This is a genomic window from Arenibacter catalasegens (assembly GCF_002909235.1).
In the GTDB taxonomy this organism is placed as follows: Bacteria; Bacteroidota; Bacteroidia; order Flavobacteriales; family Flavobacteriaceae; genus Arenibacter; species Arenibacter catalasegens.
Genome location: NZ_PHQQ01000001.1, coordinates 387735 through 404157, shown reverse-complemented (window position 1 = coordinate 404157; position 16423 = coordinate 387735). Strand labels below are relative to the sequence as shown.

The 16423-nt window shown below is 39.5% G+C and carries 11 protein-coding genes and 1 tRNA gene; 8 read left to right on the top strand and 4 right to left on the bottom strand.

The window, feature by feature from the left end:
* Window positions 1-10: 10 nt before the first annotated feature.
* From CWD90_RS01780 to CWD90_RS01745, 8 genes are all read left to right on the top strand, one after another.
* A complete protein-coding gene (locus CWD90_RS01780; RefSeq protein ID WP_103474246.1) occupies window positions 11-1183 on the top strand; it encodes an FtsW/RodA/SpoVE family cell cycle protein in 1173 nt (390 codons plus the stop codon).
* Window positions 1170-2258 carry an undecaprenyldiphospho-muramoylpentapeptide beta-N-acetylglucosaminyltransferase gene (murG, locus tag CWD90_RS01775; protein WP_103474193.1) on the top strand — a complete coding sequence of 363 codons (1089 nt, stop codon included), beginning with the start codon at window positions 1170-1172 and terminating at the stop codon, window positions 2256-2258. Before CWD90_RS01780 ends, murG begins: the two co-directional genes overlap by 14 nt.
* A 9-nt stretch (window positions 2259-2267) precedes the next feature.
* Window positions 2268-3629, top strand: coding sequence for a UDP-N-acetylmuramate--L-alanine ligase (gene murC / locus CWD90_RS01770; protein ID WP_103474192.1), 1362 nt, complete (start codon window positions 2268-2270; stop codon window positions 3627-3629).
* 10 nt (window positions 3630-3639) lie between these two features.
* Window positions 3640-4359: a cell division protein FtsQ/DivIB gene (locus CWD90_RS01765; RefSeq protein ID WP_103474191.1), complete on the top strand. Its 720-nt coding sequence runs from the start codon at window positions 3640-3642 to the stop codon at window positions 4357-4359.
* Window positions 4360-4362: 3 nt separating this feature from the next.
* The gene (gene ftsA / locus CWD90_RS01760; RefSeq protein ID WP_103474190.1) at window positions 4363-5691 is read left to right on the top strand and encodes a cell division protein FtsA; all 1329 of its coding nucleotides are present in this window, start codon (window positions 4363-4365) and stop codon (window positions 5689-5691) included.
* 44 nt (window positions 5692-5735) lie between these two features.
* Window positions 5736-7661, top strand: a complete 1926-nt coding sequence (gene ftsZ / locus CWD90_RS01755; protein ID WP_103474189.1) for a cell division protein FtsZ — start codon at window positions 5736-5738, stop codon at window positions 7659-7661.
* A gap of 94 nt (window positions 7662-7755) precedes the next feature.
* Window positions 7756-8208: a GatB/YqeY domain-containing protein gene (locus tag CWD90_RS01750; RefSeq protein WP_103474188.1), complete on the top strand. Its 453-nt coding sequence runs from the start codon at window positions 7756-7758 to the stop codon at window positions 8206-8208.
* 31 nt (window positions 8209-8239) lie between these two features.
* A tRNA-Arg gene (locus CWD90_RS01745) sits at window positions 8240-8313 on the top strand.
* 291 nt (window positions 8314-8604) lie between these two features.
* Here CWD90_RS01745 and CWD90_RS01740 read toward each other — a convergent pair.
* The 4 genes from CWD90_RS01740 to CWD90_RS01725 all read right to left on the bottom strand — a co-directional run bounded on the left by CWD90_RS01740 (window position 8605) and on the right by CWD90_RS01725 (window position 16188).
* Window positions 8605-10089, bottom strand: coding sequence for a DUF1501 domain-containing protein (locus tag CWD90_RS01740; RefSeq protein ID WP_103474187.1), 1485 nt, complete (start codon window positions 10087-10089; stop codon window positions 8605-8607).
* A gap of 8 nt (window positions 10090-10097) precedes the next feature.
* Complete coding sequence (locus tag CWD90_RS01735) at window positions 10098-12935, bottom strand: DUF1549 domain-containing protein (RefSeq protein WP_103474186.1); 2838 nt, start codon at window positions 12933-12935, stop codon at window positions 10098-10100.
* Between the two features lie 363 nt (window positions 12936-13298).
* Window positions 13299-15452: a hypothetical protein gene (locus CWD90_RS01730; RefSeq protein ID WP_103474185.1), complete on the bottom strand. Its 2154-nt coding sequence runs from the start codon at window positions 15450-15452 to the stop codon at window positions 13299-13301.
* Window positions 15453-15753: 301 nt separating this feature from the next.
* Complete coding sequence (locus tag CWD90_RS01725; RefSeq protein WP_103474184.1) at window positions 15754-16188, bottom strand: cupin domain-containing protein; 435 nt, start codon at window positions 16186-16188, stop codon at window positions 15754-15756.
* Window positions 16189-16423: the final 235 nt, after the last annotated feature.

Below are 16423 nucleotides of genomic sequence, written 5' to 3'. Positions count from 1 at the left end.
TTTAAACAAAATGAATGGAGATAAAGCTATTTGGGCAGTTGTTGCCCTCTTGGCCCTATTTTCATTTTTACCTGTTTATAGTGCTAGTAGTAACTTGGTCTATGTTGTAGGCAACGGAACTACTATTGGTTATCTGGTAAAGCATGCCATATTACTGCTTATGGGGTTCGGTATTATTTACGGGGTACACCGTATACCTACCCACTTTTTTAAGGGTTTGTCTTTGATTGCAATGCCGGTGGTATTGCTTTTGTTGCTTTTCACCTTAGCTCAGGGCCAGGTAATAGATGGGGCCAATGCCAGTAGATGGATCCGTATTCCTATTGTTGGTTTTACTTTTCAGACATCCAATTTGGCAGCTGTGGTCTTAATGATTTATGTAGCTAGGTATTTAACAAAAATAAAGGATAAGACAATAACCTTTAAAGAGAGTATTTTGCCTTTATGGGTGCCAGTCTTTTTGGTTGTAGTACTGATACTACCTGCTAATTTTTCTACTGCGGGCATTATATTTTCAATGGTATTGATGCTTTGTTTTATAGGTGGATATCCTTTTAAGTATTTAATAGGTATTGTTGGTGCTGGGATATTGTGTCTAACCATGTTTATATTGACTGCCAAGGCCGTGCCGGATTTGTTTCCCAACCGAGTAGATACTTGGATGAGTAGAATTGAAAGTTTTTCTAATCCAGAGGATACCGAGGCTGATTACCAGATTGAAAAGGCGAAAATTGCCATTGCAACTGGAGGAATAGTAGGTAATGGAGCCGGTAAAAGCGTAATGAAGAATTTTTTGCCCCAGAGTTCCTCGGATTTTATATATGCCATTATTGTTGAGGAATATGGGCTGTTAGGTGGTTTTGTCCTAATGTTCTTTTATTTATTGTTGCTTTTTAGAATTGTAGTAGTGGCAAATAGTAACGGAACTGTTTTTGGAAAATTACTGGTTTTGGGAGTGGGTCTCCCAATAGTCTTTCAGGCCTTGATAAATATGGCTGTGGCTGTAGAACTCTTTCCGGTTACCGGTCAGACCTTGCCTTTGATAAGTAGTGGAGGAACCTCAAGTTGGATGACCTGTTTGGCTATTGGTATAATTTTAAGCGCCAGTAATAAACATGCGCAGTCGGAGAACGAGGAATTGGATGAAACTAACCCTTTAGAAGTTTTAAGTGGGCAATTATAGATTTATACTTTCTGGAGGAGGAACAGGTGGGCATATTTATCCTGCCATTGCTATTGCAAATGAGTTGAAAGTTAGGTATCCCAATGCTGAATTTTTATTCGTAGGGGCAAAGGACAGAATGGAAATGGAAAAGGTGCCACAGGCGGGATACAAAATAGAAGGATTGTGGATAAGTGGGTTACAAAGGAAGCTCACTTTAAAAAATTTAATGTTTCCTTTTAAAGTTATAAGTAGTTTGATAAAAGCGGCAAACATAGTAAGGAATTTTAAACCACATGCTGTTGTAGGGACTGGCGGTTTTGCGAGTGGCCCTCTTTTAAAGGTGGCCTCTGGTAAAGGCATTCCGTGTGTGTTGCAGGAGCAAAATTCCTTTGCCGGAATTACCAATAAGTTATTGGCGGGTAAGGTTGCTAAAATATGTGTAGCCTATGATGGTATGGAGAAGTTTTTTCCCAAGGATAAAATTGTAAAAACAGGAAATCCGGTACGTGGAGATTTGGTTTCATTGGCAAGTAATAAGGAGGAGGCGCTTAGCTTTTTTGAATTACAGTCTAGTAAGACCACGCTGCTGGTTCTAGGGGGTAGTTTGGGAGCGAGACGGGTAAATAATCTTATAGAGGAGAAATTGTCTTTTTTTAAAGCACAAGGAATTCAAGTAGTTTGGCAAAGTGGCAAGCTTTATTATGATGAGTATAAAAAATATGACAGCGAAGATATAAAGGTGGTAGCATTTTTAAATAGAATGGATTTGGCTTATAGAGCTGCAGATGTTATTATTTCAAGGGCTGGAGCAGGGTCGGTATCTGAATTGTGTATTGTGGGCAAGCCGGTGATTTTTATACCCTCTCCAAATGTGGCGGAGGACCATCAAACAAAAAATGCCAACGCTCTTGTAGAAAAGGATGCGGCAATTTTGATTAAGGAGTCTGATTTGAATGATAAGTTTGAAAAGGTGTTTTCCGATTTGCTTCTTTCAGAAAGTCTTAGGGCAAAGTTGGGAGCCAATATTAAGAAATTGGCCTTACCAAATGCAACCAAGGAAATTGTAAATGAAATTGAAAAATTATTAGTGTAATAATTGAAAATGGGCATAAAAGATATACATAACGTCTACTTTATAGGAATAGGAGGCATTGGTATGTCCGCTCTTGCGCGGTATTTTAAATTTGTCGGTAAAAATGTTGCCGGCTATGATAGGACCGAAACCCCGCTTACGAAGGATTTGGTTGAATTGGGTATAGATGTGCATTACACCGATGATTTGGGATTGGTATCCAAAACTTATTTAACTCCTGAAAATACATTGATCGTCTATACTCCAGCTGTGCCTAATGACCATGTGGAATATAATTATTTCATAGGTAATGGTTTTCAAGTTAAAAAGCGATCTGAAGTTCTAGGTTTGATTACAAAGGATACCTTTTGCTTTGCGGTTGCTGGGACCCATGGTAAGACAACGACCTCTTGTATTTTGGCACATCTATTAAAAGAAACAGGGACTCCGATTACAGCATTTTTAGGTGGAATATCTGAAGATTTTAATAGTAATTTTCTGTTGGAAGGTTCGGATTATTCGGTGGTAGAGGCGGATGAATTTGATCGTTCATTTCTTCGGTTGTCCCCTGATGTAGCATGCATTACTTCTATGGATGTCGATCATTTGGATATATATGGTAGTAGAGAAGCCCTTGAGGAATCTTTTATGGATTTTGTAAAATGCATCAAGCCGGATGGGAAGCTTTTTGTACGCAATGGTTTGCCCTTGGAGGGTATAACCTACGGAATTGAAGATGGTTCCGATTATTGCATCAAAAATATTAAAATAGATCAGGGCAGCTATGTTTTCGACTTGGACTCCCCGCAAGCTAAACTAAAAGCGGTTCGTTTCAATAAACCGGGTAGGCATAATCTGCTCAATGGTTTAGTGGCTTATGCTATGGCTAGCCAAGCTGGTTCTTCAGCCCAAGGGCTAGCAGATGCATTGGGTACTTTTAAGGGCGTTCAAAGACGTTTTTCATATCAGATAAATAGAGCAGATTTTGTTTTTGTAGATGATTACGCACATCATCCAACCGAAATTGATGCAGCTTTTCAGGCTGTTTCGGAAATGCATCCTGGTAAGAAGGTGCTGGCAGTTTTTCAGCCACACTTATTTTCAAGAACCAGGGATTTTGTAGATGAATTTGCGCGGAGCTTGTCTAATTTTCACAGTTTGCTGTTGTTGGATATATATCCTGCCAGGGAGAACCCTATTGAAGGGGTTAACTCTCAATGGTTGTTGGAGAAAATCACAAGTCCGAGGAAAAAATTGATAGGAAAGTCAGAGTTGATTTCAGAAATAATAGCCCAAAACCCAGATGTTTTAATAACCCTGGGTGCAGGGGATATTGGATTGGAAGTTCCAAAAATAAAGAAGGAATTAAATCTAGTGGATAAAAAACTATAAACAATAAAAAATGAAAATTAATTGGAATTTCATAAAATTCGGGGCCTTACTGCTTGTTCTTACGGGAGTTTATGCATTTTCCAACATCAGGAATAGTCATAAAAAGATCCATAATATTGAAATTAAGTTTGTCGGAGACCAGAATCTTTATATGACCCAAGAGACGGTTAATAAATTGTTAATACAAAATTCTGGGGACCTTAAAAACCTGCCCAAAGAAGATATAGTTTTGAATACTATAGAAAAAGCTATCGAAGCTAATGAAATGGTAAAGAATGCCCAAGTTTACCTTACGGTAAACGGGGACCTAATGGCTAAAGTCATACAGCGTAAACCAATCGGAAGAGTTGAGGGAGTTGCAAAGTTTTATATTGATGAAGATGGGAGACGTATGCCGTTTTCCAAATATCATTCAGCGCGAGTGCCTATAATTACGGGACTAATAACGAATAAAAGTACAGAAGGAGTGTATGAGATTTTGACATATATAAATTCTGATGAATTCTTAAGAAAGAATACAATAGGGGTTCATATAACTGAGGAACATAAGTATCAGTTGAAATTTAGGATGGAGAATTTTGTAGTGGATTTGGGTGATGTAACAGAATTGCAGAAAAAATTCAGCAATTTAAAAGCATTCTATACCAAGTCGAATAAAGACAAAACGTTGAGCGATTATAATAGGGTGAGCTTAGAATTTAATAACCAAGTAGTGTGCACCAAAATTTAAGATATGGAACAAGGTAATTATTCAGTAGGGTTGGATATTGGAACCACCAAAATTGTGGCCATCATTGGTAAGGAAAATGAATATGGCAAGATAGAAATCTTGGGTATAGGTAGGTCTAAAAGTTTGGGAGTGCACCGTGGTGTAGTCAATAATATTACGCAAACCATCAAGTCTATTCAACAAGCTGTTGAACTGGCCGAGGCAAATTCGGGTTTAAAGGTAAGTTCGGTAGTAGTAGGTATTGCAGGACAGCATATACGCAGTTTACAACATAGCGATTATATAACCAGAGCTAAATCCGAAGAGGTCATTAATGAAGATGATGTTGAAAAGCTTTGCAATCAGGTATATAAATTGGTCATGCTGCCAGGTGAGGAGATAATACATGTCTTGCCACAGGAATTCAAGATAGATGGGCAGCCAGAGATAAAGCAGCCTATGGGAATGTATGGTGGTAGGCTGGAAGCTAACTTTCATGTGGTAGTGGGACAGGTTTCTTCAATCCGTAATGTGGGTAGATGTATAAAGAGTGCCGGTCTTGATCTTGGCAATATTACTTTGGAGCCTTTGGCTTCTGCGAATGCAGTTTTGAGTCAGGAGGAAAAAGAGGCAGGTGTAGCCCTAATAGATATAGGTGGCGGTACTACGGATCTAGCCATTTTTAAAGATGGGATTATTCGCCATACGGCAGTTATTCCCTTTGGAGGAAATGTGATTACTGAAGATATTAAAGAAGGGTGTTCCATAATCGAGAAACAGGCGGAACTTTTAAAGATCAAGTTTGGTTCGGCTTGGCCAGGGGAAAACAAGGATAATGAGATTGTTTCCATTCCAGGTCTAAGAGGGAGAGAGCCAAAGGAAATTACCTTGAAAAATCTTTCTAAAATAATACATGCACGGGTAGTGGAAATCGTGGAGCAGGTGTATGTGGAAATAAAGAATTATGGGCACGACGAGCAAAAGAAAAAATTAATTGCAGGTATTGTTTTAACAGGCGGAGGAAGTCAGTTGAAACACCTTAAGCAATTAGTGGAGTACATTACGGGAATGGACACTAGGATCGGTTATCCAAATGAACATTTAGCAGGTGATTCTGACGAGGAAATCGCTAGCCCGTTGTATGCAACTGCAGTGGGGCTATTGATGAATGCCGTACAGAATAAATCGAAAGTAAGGGAAGAACGCCAGGCGGAAGAGGATAAGGATGCAGACCATGATGTTTTCACAGGCGAGGATAACACACAGACCAAAACAGCTTCTAAAAAAGAGCGCAAATCTATTTTTGACAAATGGTCCGAGAAATTGAAAGACTTCTTGGATAATGCCGAATAGATTATTAAATAAGAACAGTATAGGAAACCAGTAAAATACGAAATATGAGCAAGAACACGGAATTTGAAAGTATAGCCTTTGATTTGCCCAAAAATCAAAGCAACGTAATTAAAGTCATTGGTGTTGGTGGTGGAGGTAGTAACGCAATTAATCATATGTTCCAGGCCGGTATCAATGGGGTGGATTTTGTGATTTGCAATACCGATTCGCAAGCACTTAATAATAGTCCTGTGCCCAATAAGATACAATTGGGGGTTTCATTGACTGAAGGATTGGGTGCTGGTGCCAATCCTGAAGTAGGGGAACAAGCGGCTATTGAAAGTATGGAAGAGATAAAGCGAATGCTTGAACCTACTACAAAGATGATCTTTATTACTGCTGGTATGGGCGGGGGAACAGGTACTGGTGCTGCCCCTGTTATTGCAAAAATGGCAAAGGAAATGGACGTTCTTACTGTGGGAATCGTTACCATGCCATTTCTATTTGAAGGTAAAATGCGTTGCCAACAGGCTCAGTTGGGAATTGAAAAATTACGTGCAAATGTGGATTCTTTGATTGTTATCAATAATAATAAATTAAGGGAAGTATACGGAAATTTGGGATTTAAGGCTGGTTTTTCCAAAGCAGATGAAGTATTGGCCACTGCCGCTCGTGGGATTGCAGAGGTAATAACACATCACTATACTCAGAACATAGATTTACGTGATGCCAAGACTGTATTGAGCAGTAGTGGTACGGCCATAATGGGGTCGGCCATATCATCTGGCTCCGCTAGGGCACATGAAGCAATCATGAAGGCTTTGGATTCTCCATTGCTTAATGATAATAAAATTACAGGGGCAAAGAATGTACTCCTACTAATTGTTTCCGGTTCCCAAGAAATTACGATTGACGAAATAGGTGAAATTAACGACCATATTCAAAATGAGGCCGGTTTTGGGGCAAATATCATAATGGGTGTTGGTGAAGATGAGGGACTCGGCGAGGCCATTGCAGTTACAGTTATTGCCACGGGTTTTAATATAGATCAACAGGATGATATAGTAAATACCGAATCCAAAAAAATCATTCATACGTTAGAAGATGAACAACGCGCTGAGCACAATCTGATTGCTAAAAGTGTTGTTCACCAGTTGGTCGAAGAAGAGGAAATTACAGCAACTCCAGTTAAGTCTACAGTGGAACAGGAGGAGTCGCAAATGGATTTGATACCTACAACCAATTTTATTAAGAATTTTAATGTATTCTATGAGGAAGTTATAGCGGAAAATGTTCAGGATGATTTTATCATAATCAATGCTTCCGATGAAATTAAGGATATAGAGGTGGTAGATCCTCGTGTAGTATCCAATAAGGTTGTAGAGGAAGATCAATTCGAATTTAGTTTTGATATGCCTTTGGCCAAAAAGCCTGTACAGGAGGAAGAAGATACCCGGCATATTATCACTTTCGATTTAGATGAAGAGGTAAGGGATTTGGAAGTGAAAGATCATGTAGAAGTTATACCGGTTCTCGAATACAATAAGAATGGAGAGAAGCGCTACAGTTTGGATGATTATATGGAGTTGGAGAAGAAACTTACCGGAGCCCAATCCAAGGCAGAGGAGTTTGAGCCCCGTATTGTTGAGGACGAGTTGATATTTGAGAAGCGTACCATTGCTAAACAAGAATCAAACCAGCCAAGGGTAAATGTAGAAGATGAAGATCCTGTAAATACCCCAATAGAAATCCTTCTAAAGGAACGGGCAGACGAGCGAAGAAGAAAGCTAAAGGACTTTAATTATAAATTCCAGAATAGCCTTAGTAACTTGGATGAAGTATCCAAGCAGCCAGCTTATAAAAGACAAGGGGTAAATTTAAATGACAACCCTAGGGAGAATAAAGTTTCCAGAACTAGCCTTAGTGAGGATAGTAATGACGATATCCAATTGCGCTCCAATAACTCCTATTTACATGATAATGTAGACTAGTAGCGTTTGGTGAACGATTATTCACGAAGTTTAAACCCGAAAATAGCTTTTATTTTCGGGTTTATTTTTATATTCGCAGGGCTAAAAAAGAGATATGGGTTTACAGCAAAGGGTAATGGAGGATATTAAGGCAGCAATGAGGGCCAAGGATACGGTAGCCTTGGAGTCGTTGCGAGCTATAAAATCTGCTTTGTTATTGGCACAGACCGAAACAGGTCCAGGGACGGAACTATCTGAGGAAGAGGAAGTAAAGCTGGTTCAGAAATTAGTAAAGCAACGCAAGGATAGTGCAGCTATTTATAAGGAACAAGGTCGTGAAGATTTGGCAGAACCGGAATTGGCACAGGCATTGATTATAGAAAAGTTCTTGCCAGAGCAATTGTCGGAGGAAGAAATCGAAAAGGTTGTGGAGCAAACTATAGCTGCAGTAGGTGCTGCAGGGATGAAGGATATGGGAAAAGTTATGGGAATTGTTTCTCAAGAATTGGCAGGAAAAGCAGATGGGAAGACCATTTCCAATATCGTAAAGGCTAAATTAGCCAATTAAGAAAGTAAAACTGACCATTTAGGTCAATATTGGCCCCGTGGCGCAACTGAATAGCGCATCAGATTTCGGCTCTGAGGGTTGGGGGTTTGAATCCCTCCGGGGTCACTAATAAACCACAAAAATGTGGTTGTGCAAGCGAGCTTCAAAAAAGAAGCTCGCTTCTTTTTTGAAGTAAAGCGAAGCATAACTTTTTGTGGTTTTCAAAGCGGAGCTTTGTAGGGAAGGGCGTAGCCAATCCCTTTTTGATTCTGTTCCAGAGAACAGTAGAGGAGTGAGGAATTCATGAAACTGCACGTATCCTTATTTTTCAAAGCGGAGCTTTGTAGGGAAGGGCGCAGCCAATCCCTTTTTAATTCCGATTCCTTATTGATAGGTTTAATAATCTTTCAATGACCACTAGGTTGTGATCGACTTTTCTTTGTTGTTGTCCATTGAACTTTTTTGCATTGGTTGTCCGAATAGATCTAATATGGGTTTGCCATGTCCGTCCGGGGTTGTGTAAAAAGGTCTCCCTTCAATGGTATACTGTGTCTCTGGGTCCATTCCCAATGCATGGTATATGCTTTGATGAACCTGATCGATCACCACAGGGTTTTCAATGGAAGAACATGGTCTTTCATCTGCTGTTTTTCCATATACGAGACCTTTTTCTATACCCCCGCCCCACATTAATATAGAACTGCCATTGGTAAAGTGTCTATGCATACCGTAGAATTTTTCATCTTCGATTATATCTGGTTGAGCTACTTGGTCCTTCACTAGTTCACCCGGGCGGCCTTCCATTATGGCGTCCCTACTGAACTCGCTGGCCAAAATAATCAGGGTTCGATCCAAATGACCACTCTCATCCAAGTCTTTTATTAACTGGGCAATTGGTCTGTCGATTAGTTCCTTCATTTTAGCGGCCCGTGTATGCCCATTTTCGTGTGTATCCCATCCTAGAAAAGGTTCGTATTCGGTAGAGACACTTATAAATCTACCTCCGTTCATGGCCAATCTTTTGGCCAGAAGACATCCTAGACCAAACCTCCCCGTATTGTAGGTGTCATAAACCTCTTTAGGCTCTTGGGATAAGTCAAATACTTTGGACTCTGGAGAATTTAGTAGCCTATAGGATGATTCCATGGAACGCATTAAGGATTCGCGCTGGTAATCGCTTCCTCTTTCCATAATTTCACTTTTGTTGGCTAATTCTTTAAATAACTTATTGCGCGCCTCAAATCTTTTAAGCGACATCCCTTGGGGTGGTCTAACACTATCCAAGCCGGAAGAAGGATCAGGTATTAGAAAGGGACCGTATTCGCTACCTAGGAATCCCGCTGTATGAAAGGCTTTTAATTCTTCGGCCTCTCCAACCGTGAATCGCTGACCCATGGCAATAAATGGTGGTATAACAGGGTTGGCCGGCCCAAGTTCCTTGGCAATCCAAGCGCCTATATGGGGAGCTTGTACAGTCTGTGGCGGCTCATAACAGGTATGCCAATGGTATTGATGCCGAGTGTGTAATATATGGCCGAGATCTGCAGATTTGTATGAACGTATAATGGCGCCTTTGTCCATTACCCCGCCAATAGATTCCAAGCCTTGTGAAAAATCAAGTCCGTCTACTATAGTCGGCACTTTAGGGAAAGTACTTAAGACTCTCTTGCTTTCAACACCTTTTTCATAGGGGACATAAGCTTTAGGGTCAAACGTCTCGGTATGTGCCATTCCTCCTGCCATCCAAAGCAAAATAACCGTATCGGCCGTGGAAGTGATCTTTGGATTAGGTCTGCTGCACGAACTTAAAAAGCTGGCCATTGGTATGGTCGTAGCAGAGGCCGCTAAACTAGCGGCCGCCATATTCTTTATAAAATCCCTACGGGCGTTTGGTTTATCCATTGTCTTATTTAATTAATAAATTGAAATTCCGGTAGAATGAGAGTTGACCAAAATAGATCTTGTAATGCCTCTTTCTTTGGCTGTTTGCCCAATACCGCAATCATTATTTTCTTTTCTTGATCTGTGGGCTCTCTGCCCATGGATTTCTGATAGAGTTCGTCTATAATTTTTTCACTATTGCTACTATACCTTTTGAGCCATATATCTGCACCCTCTTCCAACACCTTATTGAAAAATTCGCCATTGGTCAATTCTAAGGCTTGTAAAAGTGTAGCTTGTTCGTCCCTTGAAGTCGTCACATTTTCTCGGCTCGGTCTACCAAGAGCTTTTAAGAAAGGGTGCTGTTCTACAAGGCTGGCCCTAGCAAATTCTCCATTGCGTTCCTCAAATGTGTAATCTATTAATTTTCCCCAATTTGAAGTGCCGTAATTACGAACTTTTTCCCAGTTACTATCATTATAGCCTATACTTATCCAATCTTCTGTTTGGTCCATAGCTGTACTTTTCCAACTGGTGTCTGAGTTCAGAATGGTTTCACTACCATCTGTAAAGGCTATTTTCATGGAGAATAGTATTCCAGCAGGATTGGCTATGCTTCCTTCATTAATGCCCTCTATAGCGATAGTATTTGTTCCTTTGGAAAGGACTTTTTGGACATTCAGCTTATCCACTTTCGTCCAATCCGTTCCCTGGGATATCTTTTTTTCATTGATGTAAAGTGCATACGAATGATCAACGGAAATTAGGACAATGGCACTATCTATAGATTTCTCTGGGAGTGTGAATGTTTTACGGAAATATCTTTTGCCGGGTTCAGGAAGGACGTCCCGGTCGAACTTTAATTCCCTATGCCAAATCCGTGAAGAAGGTAGCTCATTCCCCTTTGGGTTATAAGCTACTGCGGCATATACCGGTTTAATCAACTGACTTACGGCATCAGAAAATTGTTCGGCACTCATCCGCCTTAGAATAGGTCCTTTAAATACATATTCGTTTTTTATTTCAGCTATGTTTTTATAATTAGCGGTCGGCAATTGATAGGCCTTGGACGTCATGATCTGTTTAATAAGATGTTTGAGATCGTACCCGGAATCTACAAAATCTGATGCCAACCAATCCAGTAGATCAGAGTTCCAAGCCTCATTGTCCATTTCATCCAAAGGCTCAATAATGCCTCTACCCATAAGTCGTTCCCAAAATCTATTGGTAATGGTCCTATATAATCTTCCGTTTTCAGGTTTTACAATTACTTCTGAAAGCAATAATAAGCGCTCCTTTACACTTTCGGCCTCTACGGAACCTAATTCGGGATAAAGAAAATTCACCTCGGCCATTTTGCCAATGGGCATATCACATCGATTCAATTCCATAATGGAATCTGCAAAGATCGACGCAAACCCATAGGATTGTTCCAAGGTAAGGTTGCTTACAAAGCTATTATGGCATGAAGCACATTTTACGTTTACACCTAATAAGGACTGACCAATGTTTTGGGCCGCCTGCATTTCGGTGCGCTGACTAGCATTCACCACTCCCCTCCATTCTATCCCTTTAATAAATCCTTCCGATACCTCCGTTGGGTTAACCAGTTCCTTGACCATTTGGTCATAACGCTTGTTTTTCTCCAGTGAGGTATATAGCCAATGGGTGATTTGTTTTCTCCCCCCTGTAATAAATCCGGTACCACTATAGTCGTTACGTAGTAGGTCATTCCAGAAACTCAACCAATTTTGAGTATAGTTGTGAGTGTCGTTTAAAAGTTGGTCAATTAGGACATTTCTTTTATCGGGATTGGAATCATCTATAAAGTCCTTTATCTCATTCGGTTCTGGAAGTAACCCTATTATATCCATGTAGGATCGTCTAATGAATGTTCTGTCATCAACTATCTTAGGCCAATCAATATCATTCTTGTCAAAATAGGCGGCCATTAATTTATCCACTGGGTGGGTTTGGTTTTCTACTTTTGGCAGATCAGGTTTAGAAAGTGCCAATTGTGCTTCAGGAAATACTTTAAGCGCTTTATCGCTCCAATAAGCACCATTTTGGATCCAAAGTTTAATTAGCGCTATTTCATTTTCTTTAAGTACTTTTCCCTTTTTGGGCATTACGTCATCATCATTGGGGGAAAGGGTAATCCTTTTATACATCTCACTTTCTGAAGGTTTACCAGCAACTATGACCGGGCCAGATTCCCCGCCTTTGAAAACTCCTTCTTTATTTTCCAGTATCAATTCGCCTTTTTGCTTATTCTCACTATGGCATTGATAGCAATTATGCGCCAATATTGCCCTAACCCCAAGATTAAGATCTTCTTGCTGAGTTTCAGTTAAAGAATCCTGTCCCTTTAATTCAGTGAGAAGTACCGTGGTCTTCTCATCGTCATAGGAATCTTGATTGTTCGGCAATACACTGGTCAAATAGTCCTCGCCGTGGGTTAGACTTGCCCCTAAATGACCGGCAATGCTTAGCGATACGACCGTTACCAAAAGTCCAAATCGATATAGTCGGTAATCCGTCAATTTTTTGTTCACGATATTTCGCAACAAAAGCGCGGTTATAACTGCCAATACAGCCGTTGCTATTCCCGTATATTGGTGGTAGGTTACTAGGTCGCCGGTATAATCATCATAATTACGCAACAGCCAGCCCATTATAGCGGCCATTATAGCCGTTACAGCTCCAACAATAACCATCCAATAAATACCTTCTCGCAACCCTTGTCGCTTGCCGCCGATCGTGAACAGCTCAAAAACTAGGGCAATGACCAACAATCCTATCGGGAAATGAACCAACAAGGGGTGAAAACGGCCTAAAAGCTGAAATATCCAATTAATATCTTCCATTTATTATATTACTTGTTTTTTATATCTTTTTAGTAAAGAGACCCTTATCCAATGAATCATTGATCGAGGATTATGGTCCTGTAGGCCGATATCCGCTAATTCATATTGGCTGCTAACGATTTTCTATAAAATTAGTTGTGTCGATTTAGACCCCAATTTAGCAAATACAAATCAAATAGAAGATCTGTATTGTCATACTTTTAATGGTGAAAGGCTTTTCTAAGGAGGTTTGCACTGGCATTTAATTGTATACGGTTTTAGGGTGACTGTTATAGCGCAGTTTTTCTATTCTTAAATTAGGTAATTTCCTGATTTTAATCTAGGAGAAATAATTAAGTTTTTAGTTGTTTAGAAATTTTGATATTAATGCTCAATGCCCGGAAGCATCTTTGACCAAACGATATCAATATTGTCGCCAATACCAGAATCTTTGGTAATATCCCAATAGCTTGTTTTTTTTAGTTTCAGAGCCAGCGTGGTTGTAATAAAGCTCTGTGTCCACCCAGTGAGAGTGCCCCAGGCTCCCCAACCATGATCCGCATTTGAACCGTAGTATTCCCAGTTTTCGTAGTCGAAAGCCCTGAACCAGCAACCATCCAAATCAGCTCGTCCAGAAGAAGTGCTCTGAATACGTACCATAAATTCAGCAAGCTTGTCTACGGCTTCAATATATCTAGGATTTTGGGTAGCCTGTGCAGCTTCATTTAATGCAAAAAAGGCAAAGTTACTGGTGTACAACATATCAGCAACTGGATCTCCATTGGAGTGAATTACTGGAGCCTCGGCATGACCATAACTCTCGTTGGACTTTGGTGCACCATACCTGCCCTTACTACCTTCGCCCAACTCTTCTCTGAGAGCACCCGCTTCAACTTGACTCTTCAGAAGGTCATCACATATGGTATTTAGCCAATCCCTGTGTTGATCGGTATCCTCTATCCTAACCAACCATGCCAATGGAAGGATCATTCGGGCGCGTTCTTGCTGTATACCGTTAGTCCATGTCCAATTTTTTGGATAATTGTTCATTGTAATTTCTATGGCAGTTTTAGCTTTATCCAACAATGGTTGGTACCCGGTTTTGTCATAAAGCCAAAGGTAGGTAGCCCATATCCAAGATTCATAGTGTGGGGCTATGTTATCGATTTTTCCCTGCATCAATGTTTGCCAAGTTTTTTTATCAATGTCTTTGCCATTTAGGGCACCTCCACGAAAACCGTTTTTTCCTGAAGTCCGAAAGTTTGCAAGAATCAATTCGAGAATTTGCACGTTCCATTTATTATTTTCCATCAATTGTGAGGAAAGAATGGAGCCGAGTAGTATTCTGGCATTGTCGTCACCATAGTATCTTGAGGTTTGTGTTGCTGCCCAGCCAACCAAACCATAGGATGACATCTTAGGGTCCTTACTACTGCTCGTTTTAAAAATGTCAGTGTTGTACAAAAAGTCCATTAGGTTTTCTGCGATTTTTTCATTCTGCCCATTTTCCTTAATGTCATCTGCCATAGCAAAGGTCATGGCTGTCTCTGCCACACAATCACCGCGCAACCAGTATCGGTAGGGCTGGCTTCCATCATAGTTAATATATGAGTAGTGTCCTTCCATAACACCAAGGGAACCGTCACCTGAAGGCAGATTTAGGTCCATAGGAGGGCCAACAGGTAGTTTTAAAGTGTCGATACTCTGCCATTGATCTTTCCAATCGGGATGAATTAAAAAACGAGCTTTCTTGTACCACTCTGCGCCACGTTCCACTGCCAATTTATAGGCGTTTTCAGGAAGGGGAACTGTAGCATTGTAGCTGGGTTTTACAATTGGATCCCATTTTACGGCTTCCTTTTCCATCTCAATTGACAAGTAGGATAGAATACCACGAATAGTACTTTGCCAGGCTGTTAATGGGGAATAGCGACTTTTGTTAAAATCGCTCAATTTTGTTGTTGAAACCAACACATTTCTATCCTCAAAAAGGATGGGTGAATTCTTTGTTTTTTCCAATCCGTAAACTGCCTTGTCGAAACCTGCAATACTAGCCCCTTTTAAATGACTGTCCCTTTCTGGAGTATCTATATAGAAATATAATCCGGCATCTAAAATACTCATGGGCGGAAGTTCTTCTCCAAAGAAATCTGATGTAACTACTAAGCGTTCCTTTTTAGTTGATTTAATTTCCCCACTAATTCCTGATTCCAAATGGTCGGGGAATTCAATATAAGTTTTCAAGTTCTTTTCACTAACAATTTTGAAAAAATTGCTTGGAATCATAGTTGTGGCCTCAGGGTAATTTTTAGCCAAAATCAATAATACGTCATTTTTTTTGCTATTTTCAAGAGCACTGTTAATGTCATTGTATCGAATACAATTCTGACCATTAGACTTTAATAATTGAAAAAGATCGTTGGATTCATTACAATATACATGTATGCGATCGTTACTGTAAGATTTGCTTTCTTGTCCAAAAGTGACAAGTACAAACAAAAATGAAAAGGCAAATAGGAATAAGGATTTTTGTCTCATTGGACATATTATATTTTTACATTTAATCGATTTGTTCATCATTTTTACTCTGTAATATCTCAATTTGATAATTTTTTTAATTTTTCAAGGTAAACCCTAGGTCTAAAACAAAAAGGAACGCTATCCATTTGAAAATTTTATAACTATTTGGTTTCTGTTCTTACTATATCACTCTATGTTTAATGCATGGTGTTGTTCTTTTGGTATTTTTTTTGAAGGAATTTAATCATTGGTTTCTAGGTAGGGTATAATGAACCACAAGGAACTGGTCAAACTTCGTTTTATGGTATTTTAGCACAATTTATTCTTCGTAAATGTCAAATTTTGCAGAGAAAGATTTCATTAATTCTTCATTGGAAAAATCATCTTCGTTCATGGTTGAGAGTTGCTCTAAAAAGATATCAAATTCACCATTTTTGAAGATAGTAAGCATTTTTCCTCCATCAACACATTTTGCTTCATGCCAAACATTTGGAGGAACTGTTATTGTATCTCCTTCTCTAAGGATTATTGTTTCGTCATCGAAAATGAGCTCAAGTTCTCCTACTAACATATAGAAAATCTCCGTCATTATTTTATGATGATGCCGCTTTAAATAGAATTTTGGTTTTAAGGTGTCTTCCACCATGCACAGTTCACCGTTCGTATGTCTTGATGAAAGCTTTATAAAGCAGTGATCCTGAGAATAATTGTAATTTTCACCTTCACCTTTTCTAATTATTTCTTTTGATTTCATTCTTTCTTCTAAATTGTGTAGAGCCTACACATATAGTAATAAGTTGCTAAATGCCCATTAGCTGTCTAATATAGTAGATTTTTTTTTGAGTGGATAACTTTTGATTATTACGATTGGCTTTATGAAATCTTTTTCTAATATAAAACTAGGGTAAGATAAGAAGAGGTTGTTTCTAGGAAGGAAAGCGTAAAAATGGGAATTATATAAAAAAAGGCAATACCTCAAGACATTTTCA

What these genes read in the sequence shown, in the direction of transcription:
- CWD90_RS01780 (WP_103474246.1), top strand. Translation starts at nt 11, where the DNA reads ATGAATGGAGATAAAGCTATTTGGGCAGTTGTTGCCCTCTTGGCCCTA.
- murC (WP_103474192.1), top strand. Translation starts at nt 2,268, where the DNA reads ATGGGCATAAAAGATATACATAACGTCTACTTTATAGGAATAGGAGGC.
- CWD90_RS01765 (WP_103474191.1), top strand. Translation starts at nt 3,640, where the DNA reads ATGAAAATTAATTGGAATTTCATAAAATTCGGGGCCTTACTGCTTGTT.
- ftsA (WP_103474190.1), top strand. Translation starts at nt 4,363, where the DNA reads ATGGAACAAGGTAATTATTCAGTAGGGTTGGATATTGGAACCACCAAA.
- ftsZ (WP_103474189.1), top strand. Translation starts at nt 5,736, where the DNA reads ATGAGCAAGAACACGGAATTTGAAAGTATAGCCTTTGATTTGCCCAAA.
- CWD90_RS01750 (WP_103474188.1), top strand. Translation starts at nt 7,756, where the DNA reads ATGGGTTTACAGCAAAGGGTAATGGAGGATATTAAGGCAGCAATGAGG.
- CWD90_RS01740 (WP_103474187.1), bottom strand. Translation starts at nt 10,089, where the DNA reads ATGGATAAACCAAACGCCCGTAGGGATTTTATAAAGAATATGGCGGCC.
- CWD90_RS01735 (WP_103474186.1), bottom strand. Translation starts at nt 12,935, where the DNA reads ATGGAAGATATTAATTGGATATTTCAGCTTTTAGGCCGTTTTCACCCC.
- CWD90_RS01730 (WP_103474185.1), bottom strand. Translation starts at nt 15,452, where the DNA reads ATGAGACAAAAATCCTTATTCCTATTTGCCTTTTCATTTTTGTTTGTA.
- CWD90_RS01725 (WP_103474184.1), bottom strand. Translation starts at nt 16,188, where the DNA reads ATGAAATCAAAAGAAATAATTAGAAAAGGTGAAGGTGAAAATTACAAT.